This is a genomic window from Salarchaeum sp. III (assembly GCF_036418315.1).
Lineage (GTDB): Archaea > Halobacteriota > Halobacteria > Halobacteriales > Halobacteriaceae > Salarchaeum.
Window position 1 is genome coordinate 1 of record NZ_JAZHPG010000015.1, and the last position, 16714, is coordinate 16714.

The window sequence follows — 16714 nt, forward strand, 5'->3', positions numbered from 1 at the left end:
GAAGGCATAACTCAATGCAACAGAATAAGAGCGCAGATCAATTACAAGATGCTATAAGTGACAGTTTATTTCCGAACGTGGAAAGTGTTAGTGATGTAAAACAAGTTTTGGCTCAAATGCAAGAGGTCGGACAAAACTTACAAGAGGATCAACTAAAAGCAATTATGTTACTTCAACAGTTAGGCTCCAATGATTATCTACACGGTGACAAAAACCCCTATGAAAGCACAATTAAGTTTATTCGAGACTCCAAGCAAGACGTAGTAGATCCAGAGTTCTATCTAAGAACCATTGAAGAATTAATACCTAAGCCACCTAAGCCAATCGTTATGGCAGAGTCAGGGAAACAAATTGATCCGAAAGGGGCTAAAAAGTAATGGCACAGCACATATTTATCCAAGGACCTTTAGGCGCTGGAAAAACTTTATACATGAGTACACTAGCTCACCATTGGAGAAACATGGTTAGAAGAATGGGCGGGGATCTCGCCCTTTTTTCTAACTATGGTCTGGAAGATTCAGAGGAAATGCTAGAGTACCAGGATTGGTACGATGTAGCCGAAGCCCAGGGTTCTATATGTTGTTGGGATGAAGCTCACACAGCCTTTGACAGCCGAAAGTCAACTAGCTCCCAAGGTACTAACGGATCTCAATTGATGATGTACACCAGGAAAATGAAAAGCGTTCAGTTATATTGTTCTCCAAGTATTCGCAACGTAGATACCAGGTTAAGAAACATCATAGAAGTTTTAATCAGCGTTCGTAAGCATGGAAAAGGGATGAAGGTTCAATTCCAGGACTATCAAACGGGAGAATTTATGAGAGAGACTTATGTTTCTCCAGCATTAAAGAGAATGATGTTCAAACAAAAACTCTATGATACTCATGCTATGGTCAATCTTTTCCCTTTACCTAAAACAGATCGGGAAGCTCAAAAGTTCTTCCAGGAGCTTAAACAGCGACACGACAACAGCAGACAATCAAACTATCAAAAAAGCCAGGAGGTTATAAAACATGACACTAGCTCTAGTAGAGAATCAATACAAGTCGTTACTTCCTAGTTGGTTTCAAAATAAAGAAAAGAATCCAAGACAGCTTGTGTACCACTATCCAGAAATGCCCGTGGTTAAATACGCAAAGTTAAACCAGGAGTTCAACTTCTATGAATGTTTGAAAGTAGCAGAGGATATGGCAGACAAGCTGGGCTTTATGCTTGTTCCTGGATCATGTATGCACTACAGAAGAAAACAGCGCTTTGCCGAGGATCGGAAAGTTAAAGTAGGACGAAATGTTTTCTTCATGATGAAAGACCAGGAGCTTACGAATAGAGAGAAAAACAACCTTCTTTTATTCCTGGAGGATGTTCACGGGGAATATCTAACGAGTTGATAGGTTTACAGAAGAAAATAGAGCTTTTCTAAGCTGTTTTTCATTTAACAAGTAGTAATGTGAGGGTTAAGACACAAAAAGCTCTTATATGGTCTTAAATTTAATTTTTGGAGGGTTTGAATGTGGTCTATTTAGAAAATAATGAGTTGTTAATGATAACGCTACACTTAGAAATTATGAAAAAGGAAGTTAGAAACGCTTTTAAGCGTAACTACAAACGAAAAGAAAGCAAGGAGCTTATGAAGGTTTATAACTGCGTTCGGGATGATCTGAAAGAAGTGCTAGAAGAAGAACCGAACAAAGTTACTTTCGCTTTCACATTCAGCAAAGATCAAATAAACATGCTTCATAACTTTTTGCACATGTATATTCCAATGCTTGAACAAGGGAGCCAGGAAGAGAACAGCATGAACAGCGCCCCAGAAGAAACACAAACGGTTATAAATACATTAAAAAACATTCAGCGAAAGATCGAGCTGCAAATAGAACAGCTCCAGGGGGATGAAACAGAAGTTACACAATAAGGGGGAGAAAGGTATGTTAGCAGTAAAACCTTACTACTATGAACAGATCCGTAAACTCGAAAAGAGAAAAGCTGTCACAGCTTTAAATCTAGGTCAACATACAAACTTTATGGCACGTTATGAACATGAATTAGAATCTTTCCCTTCTGTTAAAGCTGTTTTGAGAAGTGAAAAGGATCTATTAGAAAGACGGATTGACGAAGCAGAAGAAGAGATACAGACGATTTACGAAAGAGTTCAACAAAACAGAATAAATGGTCAAGGATATGCAACCATTAATACGCAAATTTAAAAGCCCCAGGTCTTAGCCTGGAGCTTTTTTTATTCGTTATCTTGTTCTAGTAAATTCACAGCTTCATTGACGAGCCTAGAGAGCCTTTCTACCGAGCTAGGGGATAATTCCCCTTCTTCTTCTGAAAAGTCGTTCACAGTGTCCATACAGCCTTTTAATTCATAGATTTTATATGATAATTCTTTATTCATTTTCAGACTTCCTTTCTCTTAGAGCTTCATACAGCTTACTTTTTGAAACACCCGTTATTTCGTTGATTTCGTCTATCTTATGGCTTTTAGCATCATAGAGCTTTAATGCCTTTTCAATCTGTTTCGGATCTGTAGGAGGTCGTCCACCTTTGCGCCCTCTTGCTCTAGCCGATTCTAGCCCCGCCCTGGTTCGTTCTCTAATTAATTCACCTTCCATTTCAGCAAAGGCGCTCATGATATAAAAGAAAAAGCGCCCTTGTGCTGTTTCTGTATTAAGATTGTCTTTTATGGAATGTAAATCTATATCATGTTCCTTTAAATGTGTAGCCAGATCTACAAGCTGTTTCGTTGTTCTCCCTAGTCTATCGAGCTTGTAAACTACTAGCGTGTCACCAGGTCTAAGGTAATCCAGGCATTTCTGAAATTCTTCCCGATCCCCTTTAGATCCAGAAGCCTTCTCCTGGAACACTTTCTCACAGCCTTCTTTTTTTAACATTTCTACTTGTGTGTCTAGGTTTTGATCTTGTGTAGAAACCCTTGCATAACCGATTTTAGCCATTCATTTCACCTACTTTAGTTACCCTCAACTATCATTTTGTTTCATTTGATTATTCCTCTTGCTCTTAGAATTGACCTTGCTATTTCTCCATGCATTTCAATTTCCATTAATGCTTTTTTTTCATAAGCTTTATTATAGACAAGCAATAAACCTAACGTAGAAACAGTTCCACAAATAATGTGCCTTATTTTCAAGATATCCCTCCTGGTTCGCTCTTTCTTCGAACTGTGAATTAGTTATAATCAACCATACAACCACATCCACCTACATCATCAAAATCAATTTGTTCGGTTTGATCAGATTCTATTTCTTCTCTTAGTTGTTTAAGTGTTAAATTGTACTTAACACCCTTCTTTTGTCGTCTAAGGATTGATACGTCTTTATCCAGGAACTTTATCATCTCTTGTTCTTTTTCTTCATGGTATTTGTAAAGTTCTGGATTGTCTTTTAATAGGTGTGCAAAATGTCCTTGCCCTGCCCTTACACAAAATCCACCGCAATTGTTATGCGAATATCCACGTTCATATAATCTAGGCGATTCAATTCCTAATCGCTCTAATTCCTTAATCATTTCCACTTTATTTACATAAGGTTCTTCACACATTGGAAACTCCACTTTATATGGTGCGTAATTCTTTACTGGAGCCTTTGTGCGGTGTGATTCAGTCCAATCAATGCCCAAATATAAAATACATTCATCTGGCTTGTAATTAGCTTTAATCCATTCATGAGCAGGTTTTTGTTTTAATTGGTGAGAACATTGCGCTATTCTTGAATTTCCCAAGTAACGAACATCTTTAAATACTTCCCAAGGTGTGCGCCCATCCTCTAGCCTTACATACTCACAACCTAATTCTTCTACTGTTTCATCAATAAATCTGTAAAGGTCTGAATCCTCAATCAGTGTATCGGTAAAGAGTAAAATAACATTTTCTCTTCCGTGTCTGGCAACTACTCTTTTTGCTGTTGCCCAACTTCCGATTCCGCCACTGTAAAAGATAATATGCTTAATTTTCATCCTCTCCCCTTATGTCACAATTTCAGTCTGATCCGAATTACACTTAATCGCTATTTTGGTTCATTCTGCTTTAACAAAATACTGATTTCGTGGACTAAATCAGTTATATGTTTTATTTGTTCCTTAACTTTAATGTTGCTAGTGTACGGAACATCAACAGCATTTTCTAAATCAATTAAACTTTTTCGTATTGGTTCTGTATGTTTATAAAAATCCTCAAAATTTGATAGTTCTCTAATTGGTTCTATGATGGAGAATTGCATAGAAACTAGATCATCAAAATTCATTCTATCTAAAATAAAGAATGTCTCTCTTTTTTTACTTCTCCTTAAAAATCCCCACTTATAAAACGTTTCCTCGATTGGAAGAAAAATGTGATTTTTAAATTCTGTGAAATATGATTTGTACTCCTGGAACGGAACACTATTAAATTCTTCCTTAGCCCCCTTCTTTCTTATATATGCATAGTTTGCTCTTTGGTAGGTATCGAATAACTCCCCTACTTCGCAATCATTAAATTGCTTCATGCAAATTGATAAGTACATTTAAACCCGCCCTTTTATACGTTCTTCATTCTCTTATTCATTTCATTTCTAAGAGCGTTGGCGCTCTCCTCAACTTCTGTATATTGAGGGCGGAGCATCCACTCAAGTTGCTTGTTTTTTAACCTGAAAGACTCAATTAATTCTTCATTTTCCATTTGTGTAGCTCGTTCCTGGTCAATCACTTCAAACTTCTCCAGGCGACTCCACTCTTCTAAAAGAAGCACCTTGCAGTGACATTCCAGGCAAACAAACTGATATTCATAAGCTGTTTCCTCGTCAGGCATTTCTACAAGCTCCTTATAGTCGTCGTACTGAAACACCGTTCTTTTCTTACATTCAGGACAATCTTCATAGATTTTTAATTTACTAGCGCCCATAACTATCAACCTTTCCGTAAAACGTTTGTTTTAGTTATTTTATACACTTTGAATTATGGACGAGTTTATGGAATTTGTAAACAACAAAACCAAACTTTTTCCAAGTTCACTTAAAAAGTTTATAAAACGGTGGTTTTCAGGAAAGAAAAAGAGCGCCCAAACTATTGAGCGCTCCTGGTGTGGCTTAACGACATTAATAATTGCTATCGAGGGAAGTTAAACCTTTGATATGTAGGCATATTTAGAAAAGTAACTCATACAATGTGTAACAGATTAACAAAGTAAATGTGTAAATGTGTAAGTGAGATAAAAAGAATTTTATAAGGATTGAAATTTAAGAGAGGGGAATGGATATGGGAGAAAGGAAGGTTAGATCAGATAAAAAGGAGCGTGTCGGACCATCTTTGGATCAAGACACTCACAATAAATTAAGAAAGCTTGCAATTAGCTGTGAGATGACTAAAACACAATTAAGCGCAGATATCATAAAACTAGCCTTAAACCACCCAGACATTATCAAGTGGTATCAAGACAAGTACAACCAGGAGGATCAATATAGAGTTGTACCAATTAAGCATGAAGGGAAAATACATTATTGAGCGTATTTTCCCCAGGTCGATCCAATTCGCTTATACAAACGATAGCATTTAGAGCATTTGTTTTTCCGCTCTTTATGCTTACTTTTTGAAGCTCTAACACTTACACCGCACCTCATACACTTCATAGATCCACCTCACTAACTTTATAGTTTATTAGCATTGTGGACTTGATCTATTCTATTTATACCTGGTGTTTCGGAAATGATCTTTTTTAATTACAGCTGCTTAATCAATTATAATTTGTTGTACTGTTCAACTAAGTTCTTTATAGCCAATTCTACAATTGATTCTTTAGGCACTCTATAGTTCTTAACGAAACTCTCAAACTCTTCAATGGTGCTTCTACTAAAATTGTAACTTCTACGAACCACTTCTTCATCCACAGGAACCTTAGCTTGTAAATCTTCATAGATTTTGTATTTTTCCAGAAGGTCCATATTGTTCTGTTTTTCTTTATGTATCATTTTTAAAGTTTCAAGTTCTTCTTCATTCAGACCCAAAACACTTAGAACATCTTGTTTACTCAAACCAGAAGGTTTCTGTTCATTCACATTCTTTCCATTTTGATTCTTGTTTGAATTAGTTCCTATAAATTCTTGTATATCACGTTCTAAAACCTTCTCGTCATCCCCTTCAAACTTCCAACCAATATCACCTTTGTTCTGATATTTAACACCGATGTTCGTTAAAGTTCTTCTGAATTTCTTCGCAGGTATACCTAATTCTTTTGAGAGCTTTTCCGCATTGTATTCATTCGTATTTAATAGATCTACGCACTTTCTAACATCCATAAATGAACACCTCCATCTATGGATAGATTAGTTTAGAAGTAGTCACTTCTCACATGTTCTTTTAGCGAATATTGTAGAAGTAGGTACTTCTCGTTTTGTCATATCTTTGGTAATATTAGAGAAAAGGAAAACCTAGGAATGATCCTAGGTTTAAAGAATTTTTTTCGCTAGTTTTGGTTTTGGAAGAATTTTTATGATATGGTAGTTTTGTATTATTTACACGAAATTTGTAAATCGAGTCTAGTGCAACATGCCCCCAGGTGCGCCAACACTTAGGGGCGTGCAAGGTGAAAAGACCACCCAGCACAAGGTTTCGACTATATAGCCTAACCCCTTTGCATGAGTTACATTTTACAATAACAGTAACTACATGTACATAATATTCAGAAACATGGGTTAGCTGTCGAAATGGGTGTTTGTCTTTCTTTTAGAGACAAATACCCATTTTTTATTCGTGTATAGTAAAATATAATGGGAACATAAGTTCTTATAATGAGGAGGAATTACTATGTGGGTTTCAACTGTAAAAGCAAAAGGGCGAAAGTATGCGTATTTAAGCATTTATGAAAACGAGGATTTCCGAAAGAGAAAGGCTAAAAATGTATACAGCCTTGGGAAAGTGGAGGAAGCTGTTCCCGTTTTAGAAAAATGGGAAAGCGCCCCTGAAACAATTCCAGGAGCGCTCAAGAGAAAAGGTTTGAATCCTGGTAAGATTCCAACCTGGATCAAGAAGTTAGAAAAAGACAGTTTGGCGGTTGTCTGAAAATTAACTCTTGATTTTTTGTGTGTACTAAAATAACATAAAATAAGAGAGCTTACTTGGACGAGTAAGCTCGGCTCTCTTAATTGGACGATTAAGAGAGTTCTCTTTCCGTTGAAAAGGCTTTTTTGCGGAAAGGCAAACTATTCTTTATTTTTTAGACCTAGAAAGGCGCTAGACAATTAAGGTCTAATTATAGTTTACCTTTTAGCAATAACCTTTTCAATGGTTAGATATTGTCCAAAATTATCTAATCTTGGAGGTTTTTAAAGTGCGTGAATTAAAAAGGATTGTAATTAAAGAAGAGTTGGTTGAGCTTTGTGAAGGGAATTTTAATGAAGCTATAGTGTTAGGGCAGATGATTTTTTGGCAAGGAATAGTCGATAAGTCAGATCAAGAGCTAATGAAACAAATCGAATCAAACAAAAAACTAGAATTACCTACAGATAAGATCGAAAAGAAATTAAGAGACGGTTGGTTCTGGAAAACTGCCCAGGAGCTTTCAGAAGAAGTTATGAATTTCAAAAGCCGAAAAGTTATTAGCAACACATTAAATAGTCTTGTAGAAAAGAATTTCATGTTTGTAAAAGAAAATATGAGAGGCAAATGGGATAATACACATTCTTATAAAGTCAATCTTTCTTACATACAAGAAAAATTACAAAATATAGGTTACGCTCTTGATGGATATTCGCTTCAAACCCCGACATCACCGAGTGGACAAAATGACCACTCGAGTGGACAAAATGACCAACCCATTGGACAAAATGACCACTCGAGTGGACAAAATGACCAAACGGTAACAGTATCTAACTCAGTATCTAACAACAGTAGTTTAACCTCTGTAAATAACAAAGAATCTATCGTTACAGAAGAGATTAAAAATGATCTTCCTGAATCAACTTTAGATTTCATCCAACAAAATAAAGATAGATTGATAGATGCTAACATTAATCTAACGGAAATATCTTTGGTATACAAAACCTATAAAGACCATATTTCAATAGAACACTTTGAAAATGTGCTTTATGATGTAATTTATTCTGAAATTAAGTCTAGCTTTAAAAAGAAGTTAGAGAAATCTATTGATAACTTCCTCAAAAACATGAACAAAAAAGTGACGCGTATAAATAACTATAAAAACGGATCTAAAAACATCAAACCAGATTGGTATATTGAGCAAAAAGAAAAAGAGCAGCTGGAAGTAGATCAAGAACAACCCCAGGAGCAAGATAGCGAAAAAAATGTTGAAGTAGAAAAACTTCGTATTCAATTTGATTCAAGAAAGCGTACAGCTAAAAGTAAAAATGATGAAAGAGCTAAACAAGCTCAGGAATGGTTATTAGAAAATGAGTCATTGCTATTAGAGAAGGAAATCATAGACAAGCCTATCAATGAAATTGTAGGTATGTAATTTTATGTGTACCTTTGGCTTTATAAGTGCGTGACACACAAAATAGGAGGGGTATTATGGATGAAAAAAAAGGTGTAGGTCATTTATCTATTAATTCATCAAATGGTTACAAGTATATTTGTTTAAGGAGATCCAGGCATTTACGATACGAAAACGGGAAGAAAAAGAATGCTAATGAACACTTATATTCTTTCGGTAGGCACGACAAAGCGCTTGAAAGAATGTACTCCTGGAGGGATAATCCAGATACATTCCCAGAAAAATTAAGTGATTTAGGTTTCGGATTGCCTGATCTACACGAATGGATATTGACAATGGAAACCAAGGTAAAAAGTAACGGTAAACCATTTGCTGTTTGAGGTGAAAATAAATGCTCTGGCATTTTGATACTGATTTTTTTATAGATCTTATAAAGGTTTTTCTAGTTGTCTTTTTACCGATTAGCATTTTAATTTTATCCATGTTTTTAGCTTCGCGTTCATATGAAAAAAGGTGGTAGATTTTACTGCCTTTTTTTGCATTGTTGCTAGAAAGCTCTCTCGCGAAATTAGATTTTATTTAACGGGTTAACACCCATCTAAATCGCTCACAAACGGTGAGGTTTTTTAAAGATATATTAATATCTTATATACATATCCCCCGACGAGCGCCAGTGTTCCATATTTTGTAAAGTTTGGCTTTGGTTTTATTGTGATTTTGGCTCTGCTTTTTCGTTCAATGAGCAAAATTTCAAATTGAAATGAAGTGATGGGGCTATAAAAAGTTTTGTACTAAATTTTGGTTTTGTTGTTTTCAAATAAAAATTTATATGTAAAATTGGTTTCAAGGTGAAAGGCGCTAGTCGGAAGCCTAAAAAATTGCATAAAAAATCGTCACAGTCTCCTGGTGGTGTTGGAAGCACCCCAGAAGGGACAAGAGGTAACAGCCTACCTCATGACCGATTAGATCACTGCAACGATCAACCCTATCTTAACATAGGTGAAGTGTATCGTGTAGGTGAAAATAATGGGTAGGTATGCTGTTAAAGTGTATCTACCCATTTTTTATTTGCTTATAAGGGGGTGAAAGTACATGACGGAGGATGACACTACAACAACAACTAACGCTCTATCCTTTGATGGTGTGAGCTTACCGTTCTCAGTAACGGACATTGTAACTTCTGTATTTAACTTCATGACAGCGTTCTCGGACTACATTCTATTAGGTATCGCTATTGCATTGATCCCTAAATTCGTTTCTCTTATCAAAGGATTCTTTGGTCGTAGAAAAGCTGAAGCATAATGACGATCAGTTAAAGGAGGTGATTTCATGAATGACGGTCAAACAACTGATGAAACAACAAACGAGACGGTAACGGTTGAATTTCCAAATGAAATGGATGTAAACAACCTGGACCGTACAAAAGAAACGATTATTCAATCAGGCGAGAACACTATACACCTCATTCATGAAATCACCTTAGGAGAGGTTGTAATAGCTTCTCTGTTAGCTGTAATAGCCCTTATGTTTTTACTTAACTCACTGATAAGGAGGTAGGACACAATGTATGAATACGTCAATTATTCACCTGGAGAAATAGCGTTGGTCTACATTGTTTTAGTTTCCTCCCTTGTAGTGATTGTTCCGTTTGCGGGTACGATCATTGAGTCGGTGAGAAGGGGGCGAGGCTAAATGATAGATCCAGGTGGCTTGGTAGCTTTAGCCTTCAAAGTGATTTTTGGTAATGATGACGTTCTTTTAGTTGTTTTATGTATAACGCTGTTTTTCGGTTTAGCCCTCTCGATTTTAGAAATTTACCGAAGAGTAAGGGGGTAAATCATGAAGTGGATTCTAATGACCACAGTACCCTCTGATATAACCGATGTATGGGATTGGGATTTCTTCTGGGGGATATTCGGTTATATTTTCAGTTTAATAGCTCCATTCGTACAAATACCTTTTGCGATTTTAGCAGTAGGGTTGCTTGTAGGTGTGATTGTGGGAGCTGTTCGAGGTAGGAAAGCATGATTGGGGCAATAGAGTTCCAAACGTTTTTAACCCCAGACAAGATGGATCAGTTATTTCACTATGTGAAAGTTCTTTTGTTTTACTTTGCGCCTTTGATAATGATTGCTTATGCGTTTGATGTATTGGGATTATTCGTTGACTTAATAAGTCGGATCATTCCAGGTAGGGGCGGGAAAGCGAAAGACAAAGAAGAAGATGATTTTGATGTTTTTTGGTACTAACCAGGTCATATAAGCACCTGGAACAATAAAAATTATTTAATTATTAGGAGGAATTTTATTATGCCACAACTAGGCGCAGCACTTTCTTTTGACGGAGTATCTTTACCATTCTCAGTAACGGACATTGTAACATCTGTATTTAACTTCATGACAGCATTCTCAGACTATATTCTACTAGGTATCGCTATTGCATTAATCCCTAAATTCGTTTCTCTTATCATAGGATTCTTTGGTCGTAGAAAAGCAGAAGTATAAGCCAAAAAAAGGGAGGAGGGGGAACCTCCTTCCTCTTTTTTTACCCCAAAAAGGTGAGGTTTTTTAAATGAATAAAATATCATTCATTTTAGTTGTATGTATCATACTATCACAAATCTCTTTCTCTACCAAAGTCTTTGCTATATCTAATGGTGTAACAGCTAACTATAGCGCAACTACAGATTATTATTGGTTGAAGATAGGGATTTCAGGAGATCCCGTTTACTCCATAACGATAGACTACCCAGGTAGTGGAAAGACACGAAACTATGTAGTGAACAATTATGGTGTAACAAGGGAAACGGAGCTAAATAAGTCTGTAAGCTGTAATGGTAGTGGTTCAGTTACCTGGTTAGACGAAAGTGGGGCCACTCTCCACAGTGAGGGCTTTACAACAACTCAAATCGAAGACCAGGGAAGTCATTGTAGCAATACAGACTATGAGCCATATGTTCCACCCGAAACTGAAGCACCTTCTTATACCAATGTGGACTCTGAAACAAACCCAGAACCTTCTGGAGTTAGTTTGTCTGACCTTGAACCAAAAGAGGATCTAAGTGGATCTGAATATGATGATTTTAAATCCTCATGGGAAGGTCAAGAGATTACGAGCGTTGACCTGGAGGGTGAAGGTAGTGGAGTGACCGAGTTTTTTGATAAGGATGGAAATTCACTAGGAACACAAGAAATTAGTCAATCTGGAACGGTTGAAGCTCCAGACGGGGCAGAATCGTTTGAGTTACAACCAAAAGTCAATCAAGAAGGGAAAATAACTTATGACTATGACCCAGACAACCCTGACGATTTTTTAGACGTACAAGACTACGCTTATGAAAATGAGGACTTTGAGTGGGATAACGGACAAGGGGAGTCGTTGGCTTATTTGGATTATAAGTGTCAAGGAACGGGTTCAGGGAACCAAATAGAAGTTGAGTTTGGAGGATCAACGGGCAGACCTGGAGAGGATGACAACTTTAACCCCATAGATAAAGAAACGTGGGGAGATAATTTCAACATTTCCGATGACCTGGACGGAACAACCCCAGGGGAAACGGGGAAGTTGGATATAAGGGATGCTCCACATGCCACCTATACTGCTCAATTCAGGGATGATGGGAACAATTGCGAGATCACAGGTTTTGCAACAGAATTACGAAACCCAAGTAACCCTGATGATGCTGGGAAAATCCACAATTCCGTTGATTTTGACTCAAGCACACCTAGGAAACAAGCTGATTTAGAGGACGGAAGTTACGAGGTTACGAGCATGGAAACGACAAACCTTGATGAACAAGAGCTAACTTTCCAGGACGAAAATGGAAATGTTGATGATGGAAGTTCTGATGATTCTGGGGGATCTGGAGATTCAGGAGACGATTCAGTAGGGGAAACTTGCGAGAACATTTTAGACATACCTTCTGAATATTTACCTCTTTACCAGGAAGCCGCAGAAGCATACGGGATTAATTGGACGTTATTAGCTTCTACTCATAAAATCGAAACTTCATTTTCTACAATGGACCCGATGGTTTCAAGTGTTGGAGCCGAAGGTCATATGCAGTTTATGAGTTCAACCTGGGCGGGTTGGGATTATGACAGCGATGGAGACGGTCTAGTTGATGAAGGAGTGGACTACACAGATCCTAACGTAATTGCAGAAGGTGGAGGTTACGGGATAGATGCCAACGGGGACGGGGTAGCCGATCCTTTCGACATTCAAGATGCTGTTTATTCTTCTGCTTACTTCTTAGCCGATCATGGAGCCACAGAAGGAAACGAGTATGATGCTGTTTTCGCTTATAACAATGCCGATTGGTATGTTCAAGACGTTTTAGATCAAGCTCAAATGTACGATGAAGAAGCTGTTTCTTGTGGATCTGAACCAATCAACTCCCCTATAGAAAGTGGAAGTGGTTCTTGTGATTCTTGCAAGGTCTTTCAATGCCCAGGGTGGGATGATTACATGCAGAAAATGGACGAGATTAAAGAAGCTATACCTCCCCCGCCAGATTGGGACAAGGTTTCAGATCAATTCGCGAACAAGATTGCTCCAAAGGTACGCGAAGAAATGGAAAACATGCTAGGGGAAGCTCCAGAACCGCCAACCACACCACCAGGCGGGGACGTTGAACCTTTAGACGATAGAGGGATAGAAGATAAAGAGCCTTCTATGGAAGAAGTGCCAGGGTTAGAGGATTCAGGTTTTTCCTCTGATGATGTAAAAAACGAAGCTCCTGAAATCGAGTTTCGAGAGGATGAGAGTGGAGGGTTTGACATAAAAAACCCCGTGGAGAATTTGCCTGACATGCCAACAAATCCAAAGCCAGGCATGGACTCTGGAGATTGGGGAGAAGGTAATATACCTGAACAAAGCTCACTACCACAGCCAACTCCAAGTAGTGACGGAACGGATCAAGTAGAGCCACCATCACCAGGAGATAGTAGTGATAGTGACGATAGCACCACAAGCCCACCTTCTCCAGACGAAGAAGGAGAAGCACCGTCACTCAAATATTATAAAAGTTCGCCAGGTTAAGGAGGGAAAAATAAATGGAGGTTAAAAAGCTATTTAAAAAAATAGCATTACCGATCATGGCAACAGTAATCGCACTATCAATGTTACCAAAACAAGTATTTGCTTCTACTGTGACAAATGTAAAAGAATCAAATGATTTTGATGTAGTTACTGATGGGATTAAACCAGTATTGGATGGCGCAAGTGTAAATATAAACTTGGCACATGATTTAGAGATCTTAGAAATAGATGTAACTGGTGAAATAGATGTAGTTGTAGATGGTGAGACTAAATCAACTACAAGTGATTTTGATGGCACTTTAACTTGGGACTCTATATATGCATACGAAAATGGTGATGTAAAAATAGAATTTCCAAATGCTGAATCACAAGAAGGAGTAATACAAGATATCTATATTGGTTATCTAGATTCTAATAATAGAATTTTAGATTTTTCTTCTTACTATGAATACACTCATACCGAAACTGGAGTGGAATTTTCTCATACTGTTGATACAACTCCACCAGGAGAAGTGAGTAACTTATCAGAAACCCTAACACCAACTGAGATAAAGTTAGATTATGAGTTACCTAGTGATGAAGATTTTCAGGGAGTTAACATTTATCTGGATGGCAGTTTGATAGAGGAAAGTACGACAGAAACGAGTGTAGAAATCCCTGAATTAACCCCCGAAAACATTTACCAGGTGAAAGTAACAACGGTTGACGAAAACGGAAATGAGTCAGAAGGGATCACAAAAGCTCTCACGCTTCCATCTCTTGAAGAAGTTCAAGAAGTAAAGGCAGAAGCAAAATCAGACCGAGTGGATCTCTCCTGGGATAACCCAGAATTTGAAGGATTCCATCACGTTAACATTTACCGAAAAACGATGGTGGAGGAAGAAGAATCAACAGCTATGAGTCTTCTTGTTCCAACCGTCCAAGCTTCAACCACAGACGAATATGATCCCGTTTTTGAAACAAACGGAACCTATTTCAATGATCTAACGGTAGAAGCTGAAACAGATTATGAATACAAGCTCACAACAGAAGAGGCAAACGGAACAGAAAGCGAAGGAGTTACGGTTCAAGCAACCACAGCCCCCGCACCTCCCCCGACAGTTGAGGAAAGTGATGTTTCCCAGGATGAAAATGGGGATTATCTTGCTACCTGGTCAGGATCTGGAGAGGGAGAAATGTTAGTTCAAGTTGCTGGAGAGGATTATCAAACCGTTCCATATAGTGATGGTCAACTTTTAATTCCTTCAAGTGATATGCAGTATGACGGTTTTGGAGAGCCAGAGGTCACATTAGTTCCTATAGCTCCAAACGGTAGTACGGGAGAAAAGGACGAAACGAACAAGATAGATAAAAGTGGTTTATTCAACGCTAAGGACATTGTACAGACGGTTTTTAATCTCATGATGTTCTTTGGTCCATTTATTTTGTTAGCTCTTGTGATTTACCTAAACAGACCGATTTTAAGGCTCATTAAAGGAATGTTAAACAAGTTTAGGAGCGTGAGAATGTAATGGATCTAGTACAGAACGTTTTAGAGGTCGTATTTCAGCACCATATGAAGTATTTTGCTCCAATTATTTTACTTCTGATCGTCTTATTATCCGTTGATAAAATCGTGGCTCTTTTTCAGTACATGTTAGGAACAGCAAGAAAGAGGATTAAGCTATGAATTTCCTTTCCATAGCAATCCTCCCCCTTTTAGGGGCGGGGATATTAGGTGACTTATTCGGGAAAGTATTCTCCTTTTTCGGGGACATGTTCTCCTGGTTAGGTAAACAGCTTAGAAATCTGTTCCAGGGCTTAATAGATATAATTGTCGGATTCTTTGAAGTTATATATGCCTTAATAGATTCAATTCTTTATTTCATATATAACATTGGTTTAATTGCGGTGAAATTATTTCAGTTGATCTTTGAAGTTTTAAAGCTCCTATGGAGTCTTTTTGAGGGATTAGGTCGAACCATTCAGAGCTTAACGTACACTCCTCAAACAAGCGCTAATAATGGCTATTCAGAGATGATAGGAAAGATTTTTCAAGTATTAGAACCATTACAAATCAATGTAGTAGCTTACATATTGCTCTTTGGGATCTGGATAGGGACAGCCGTTTCAGCTATCAAACTTCTTTCGAGCATTAGGGTAGGTGGTTCGTAATGAAAGAGAAGTTGAGAAGTTTTGTAGATCAGATATTTAACCCGATTCATTCGATTTTAGATTTAGGAAAAGAAAAGCTCCAGGACATAAACCTGGTAACAGCGCAAGGGTTGGACGTTTCAGGTTATCTTTCGATATTCGGAGATATGCCCCAGATATGGCAAGTGACCATAAGCTCTCTATTAGGATCAACCGTGCTTTTGTTGTCGCTTCTCATATTTAGATCTATATTCAGGATTTATTTTGCTATTAAAGGCGGTGTTAAGTGGTGGTAGATGCGTTTATCTATATGTATTTCGTTGGCTTAGGAGTAGCTTTAGGAGTTGGAACAGTAGCCTTTATTGGGTACAAGCTGTTCACCAGGCAACCCAAGCAACAAAAAAAGAAAAAGTTCGGTTATTAAGAGTTGGCCAAGGATCTACAAAAGAAGAATGTTCGGAAAAAAGACCTCTTTTGGATCCTGCAGCTGTTTAATTCCTGGAACAAATTCAACGTAAACACGAACAATAGGAGGAAATGAAATGTTTGGACGTAAACAAGAAAGCATTTTTGAAACAGACGATAAATTAATTATTTTCGATCATGACCAAAAGACAAGTGATATCAAGCCCGTCACCAATATTACCGAGGATTCTGTTATTTGTGCCGGACATCATAAAGTGCCTTACACAGATTGCGAAGTAACCAATAGTACAACAGGGCGAAACTTTTTTTATAGAGCGCCAAGCGAAAGTATCACAGAAACGAAGAAACTTGCCCAACTAGAAAGAAGTACAGTTCTTAAACAAATAACGGGTTATCAACCAAAAGAAGAAGAGAAAAGTGATTCAAATAAGTTGTTTATGTGGGGAGTTATCTTCCTATTGATCGTTGGATTATTGTTCTTTAGTTAACGGTGTTTGTATAAGCAATTCTCGCAAAATTAACTATGGATAAGGAAGGGAAGGCATAACTCAATGCAACAGAATAAGAGCGCAGATCAATTACAAGATGCTATAAGTGACAGTTTATTTCCGAACGTGGAAAGTGTTAGTGATGTAAAACAAGTTTTGGCTCAAATGCAAGAGGTCGGACAAAACTTAC

At 37.6% G+C, this 16714-nt stretch carries 23 protein-coding genes; 18 read left to right on the forward strand and 5 right to left on the reverse strand.

All coding sequences use genetic code 11. The annotated features are described in order from the left end of the window. The 5 genes from U3A55_RS02335 to U3A55_RS02355 form a co-directional block, all read left to right on the forward strand. Positions 1-377 (forward strand): hypothetical protein (locus U3A55_RS02335; RefSeq protein ID WP_330989914.1); only part of this gene is annotated, 377 nt, incomplete at its 5' end. After that, positions 377-1060, forward strand: coding sequence for a hypothetical protein (locus U3A55_RS02340; protein ID WP_330989915.1), 684 nt, complete (start codon positions 377-379; stop codon positions 1058-1060). The genes U3A55_RS02335 and U3A55_RS02340, both read left to right, overlap by 1 nt. A 127-nt stretch (positions 1061-1187) precedes the next feature. Continuing rightward, positions 1188-1388, forward strand: coding sequence for a hypothetical protein (locus U3A55_RS02345; RefSeq protein ID WP_330989916.1), 201 nt, complete (start codon positions 1188-1190; stop codon positions 1386-1388). A gap of 122 nt (positions 1389-1510) precedes the next feature. Then, complete coding sequence (locus tag U3A55_RS02350; RefSeq protein WP_330989917.1) at positions 1511-1912, forward strand: hypothetical protein; 402 nt, start codon at positions 1511-1513, stop codon at positions 1910-1912. After that, positions 1890-2204 carry a hypothetical protein gene (locus tag U3A55_RS02355; RefSeq protein WP_330989918.1) on the forward strand — a complete coding sequence of 105 codons (315 nt, stop codon included), beginning with the start codon at positions 1890-1892 and terminating at the stop codon, positions 2202-2204. The genes U3A55_RS02350 and U3A55_RS02355 overlap by 23 nt, the downstream gene beginning before the upstream one ends. A gap of 183 nt (positions 2205-2387) precedes the next feature. On the opposite strand, the gene U3A55_RS02360 is transcribed toward U3A55_RS02355, so the two are convergent. From U3A55_RS02360 to U3A55_RS02375, 4 genes are all read right to left on the reverse strand, one after another. Further along, complete coding sequence (locus U3A55_RS02360) at positions 2388-2954, reverse strand: recombinase family protein (protein WP_330989919.1); 567 nt, start codon at positions 2952-2954, stop codon at positions 2388-2390. A 232-nt stretch (positions 2955-3186) separates the two neighbouring features. Continuing rightward, the gene (locus tag U3A55_RS02365; protein WP_330989920.1) at positions 3187-3972 is read right to left on the reverse strand and encodes a hypothetical protein; all 786 of its coding nucleotides are present in this window, start codon (positions 3970-3972) and stop codon (positions 3187-3189) included. Positions 3973-4022: 50 nt separating this feature from the next. After that, positions 4023-4499: a hypothetical protein gene (locus tag U3A55_RS02370; protein WP_330989921.1), complete on the reverse strand. Its 477-nt coding sequence runs from the start codon at positions 4497-4499 to the stop codon at positions 4023-4025. A gap of 32 nt (positions 4500-4531) precedes the next feature. After that, complete coding sequence (locus tag U3A55_RS02375; RefSeq protein ID WP_330989922.1) at positions 4532-4801, reverse strand: hypothetical protein; 270 nt, start codon at positions 4799-4801, stop codon at positions 4532-4534. A 440-nt stretch (positions 4802-5241) separates the two neighbouring features. On the opposite strand from U3A55_RS02375, the gene U3A55_RS02380 reads away from it, so the two are divergent. Beyond that, on the forward strand, positions 5242-5493 hold the full coding sequence (locus tag U3A55_RS02380; RefSeq protein ID WP_330989923.1) for a hypothetical protein: 252 nt from the start codon (positions 5242-5244) through the stop codon (positions 5491-5493). 233 nt (positions 5494-5726) lie between these two features. On the opposite strand, the gene U3A55_RS02385 is transcribed toward U3A55_RS02380, so the two are convergent. Beyond that, positions 5727-6284, reverse strand: coding sequence for a hypothetical protein (locus U3A55_RS02385; protein WP_330989924.1), 558 nt, complete (start codon positions 6282-6284; stop codon positions 5727-5729). A 508-nt stretch (positions 6285-6792) separates the two neighbouring features. Here U3A55_RS02385 and U3A55_RS02390 point away from each other — a divergent pair. From U3A55_RS02390 to U3A55_RS02445, 12 genes are all read left to right on the forward strand, one after another. Next, positions 6793-7047: a hypothetical protein gene (locus tag U3A55_RS02390; protein ID WP_330989925.1), complete on the forward strand. Its 255-nt coding sequence runs from the start codon at positions 6793-6795 to the stop codon at positions 7045-7047. A 268-nt stretch (positions 7048-7315) separates the two neighbouring features. Next, positions 7316-8458 (forward strand): hypothetical protein, encoded by a 1143-nt coding sequence (locus U3A55_RS02395; RefSeq protein ID WP_330989926.1) that lies wholly within the window; start codon positions 7316-7318, stop codon positions 8456-8458. Between the two features lie 56 nt (positions 8459-8514). Next, a complete protein-coding gene (locus U3A55_RS02400; RefSeq protein ID WP_330989927.1) occupies positions 8515-8817 on the forward strand; it encodes a hypothetical protein in 303 nt (100 codons plus the stop codon). Positions 8818-9529: 712 nt separating this feature from the next. After that, the gene (locus U3A55_RS02405; RefSeq protein ID WP_330989928.1) at positions 9530-9739 is read left to right on the forward strand and encodes a hypothetical protein; all 210 of its coding nucleotides are present in this window, start codon (positions 9530-9532) and stop codon (positions 9737-9739) included. Positions 9740-9766: 27 nt separating this feature from the next. Next, positions 9767-9994, forward strand: a complete 228-nt coding sequence (locus tag U3A55_RS02410) for a hypothetical protein (RefSeq protein ID WP_330989929.1) — start codon at positions 9767-9769, stop codon at positions 9992-9994. Between the two features lie 467 nt (positions 9995-10461). After that, positions 10462-10686 carry a hypothetical protein gene (locus U3A55_RS02415; protein ID WP_330989930.1) on the forward strand — a complete coding sequence of 75 codons (225 nt, stop codon included), beginning with the start codon at positions 10462-10464 and terminating at the stop codon, positions 10684-10686. Positions 10687-10746: 60 nt separating this feature from the next. After that, positions 10747-10941, forward strand: coding sequence for a hypothetical protein (locus tag U3A55_RS02420; protein ID WP_330989931.1), 195 nt, complete (start codon positions 10747-10749; stop codon positions 10939-10941). Positions 10942-11008: 67 nt separating this feature from the next. Further along, complete coding sequence (locus tag U3A55_RS02425) at positions 11009-13477, forward strand: lytic transglycosylase domain-containing protein (RefSeq protein ID WP_330989932.1); 2469 nt, start codon at positions 11009-11011, stop codon at positions 13475-13477. Between the two features lie 14 nt (positions 13478-13491). Continuing rightward, positions 13492-14988 carry a hypothetical protein gene (locus U3A55_RS02430; RefSeq protein WP_330989933.1) on the forward strand — a complete coding sequence of 499 codons (1497 nt, stop codon included), beginning with the start codon at positions 13492-13494 and terminating at the stop codon, positions 14986-14988. A gap of 154 nt (positions 14989-15142) precedes the next feature. Further along, entirely contained in the window at positions 15143-15631 is a 489-nt protein-coding gene (locus U3A55_RS02435) for a hypothetical protein (protein ID WP_330989934.1), read from the forward strand. Then, a complete protein-coding gene (locus tag U3A55_RS02440) occupies positions 15631-15906 on the forward strand; it encodes a hypothetical protein (RefSeq protein ID WP_330989935.1) in 276 nt (91 codons plus the stop codon). Before U3A55_RS02435 ends, U3A55_RS02440 begins: the two co-directional genes overlap by 1 nt. 246 nt (positions 15907-16152) lie before the next feature. Beyond that, the gene (locus U3A55_RS02445; protein ID WP_330989936.1) at positions 16153-16524 is read left to right on the forward strand and encodes a hypothetical protein; all 372 of its coding nucleotides are present in this window, start codon (positions 16153-16155) and stop codon (positions 16522-16524) included. Positions 16525-16714 lie beyond the last annotated feature (190 nt).

Coding starts and splice junctions, on each gene's coding strand:
- U3A55_RS02375 (WP_330989922.1), bottom strand. CDS start 4,801: ATGCCTGACGAGGAAACAGCTTATGAATATCAGTTTGTTTGCCTGGAA.
- U3A55_RS02355 (WP_330989918.1), top strand. CDS start 1,890: ATGAAACAGAAGTTACACAATAAGGGGGAGAAAGGTATGTTAGCAGTA.
- U3A55_RS02430 (WP_330989933.1), top strand. CDS start 13,492: ATGGAGGTTAAAAAGCTATTTAAAAAAATAGCATTACCGATCATGGCA.
- U3A55_RS02385 (WP_330989924.1), bottom strand. CDS start 6,284: ATGGATGTTAGAAAGTGCGTAGATCTATTAAATACGAATGAATACAAT.
- U3A55_RS02435 (WP_330989934.1), top strand. CDS start 15,143: ATGAATTTCCTTTCCATAGCAATCCTCCCCCTTTTAGGGGCGGGGATA.
- U3A55_RS02415 (WP_330989930.1), top strand. CDS start 10,462: ATGATTGGGGCAATAGAGTTCCAAACGTTTTTAACCCCAGACAAGATG.
- U3A55_RS02345 (WP_330989916.1), top strand. CDS start 1,188: ATGGCAGACAAGCTGGGCTTTATGCTTGTTCCTGGATCATGTATGCAC.
- U3A55_RS02365 (WP_330989920.1), bottom strand. CDS start 3,972: ATGAAAATTAAGCATATTATCTTTTACAGTGGCGGAATCGGAAGTTGG.
- U3A55_RS02420 (WP_330989931.1), top strand. CDS start 10,747: ATGCCACAACTAGGCGCAGCACTTTCTTTTGACGGAGTATCTTTACCA.
- U3A55_RS02360 (WP_330989919.1), bottom strand. CDS start 2,954: ATGGCTAAAATCGGTTATGCAAGGGTTTCTACACAAGATCAAAACCTA.
- U3A55_RS02370 (WP_330989921.1), bottom strand. CDS start 4,499: ATGAAGCAATTTAATGATTGCGAAGTAGGGGAGTTATTCGATACCTAC.
- U3A55_RS02390 (WP_330989925.1), top strand. CDS start 6,793: ATGTGGGTTTCAACTGTAAAAGCAAAAGGGCGAAAGTATGCGTATTTA.
- U3A55_RS02400 (WP_330989927.1), top strand. CDS start 8,515: ATGGATGAAAAAAAAGGTGTAGGTCATTTATCTATTAATTCATCAAAT.
- U3A55_RS02410 (WP_330989929.1), top strand. CDS start 9,767: ATGAATGACGGTCAAACAACTGATGAAACAACAAACGAGACGGTAACG.
- U3A55_RS02405 (WP_330989928.1), top strand. CDS start 9,530: ATGACGGAGGATGACACTACAACAACAACTAACGCTCTATCCTTTGAT.
- U3A55_RS02340 (WP_330989915.1), top strand. CDS start 377: ATGGCACAGCACATATTTATCCAAGGACCTTTAGGCGCTGGAAAAACT.
- U3A55_RS02440 (WP_330989935.1), top strand. CDS start 15,631: ATGAAAGAGAAGTTGAGAAGTTTTGTAGATCAGATATTTAACCCGATT.
- U3A55_RS02445 (WP_330989936.1), top strand. CDS start 16,153: ATGTTTGGACGTAAACAAGAAAGCATTTTTGAAACAGACGATAAATTA.
- U3A55_RS02425 (WP_330989932.1), top strand. CDS start 11,009: ATGAATAAAATATCATTCATTTTAGTTGTATGTATCATACTATCACAA.
- U3A55_RS02380 (WP_330989923.1), top strand. CDS start 5,242: ATGGATATGGGAGAAAGGAAGGTTAGATCAGATAAAAAGGAGCGTGTC.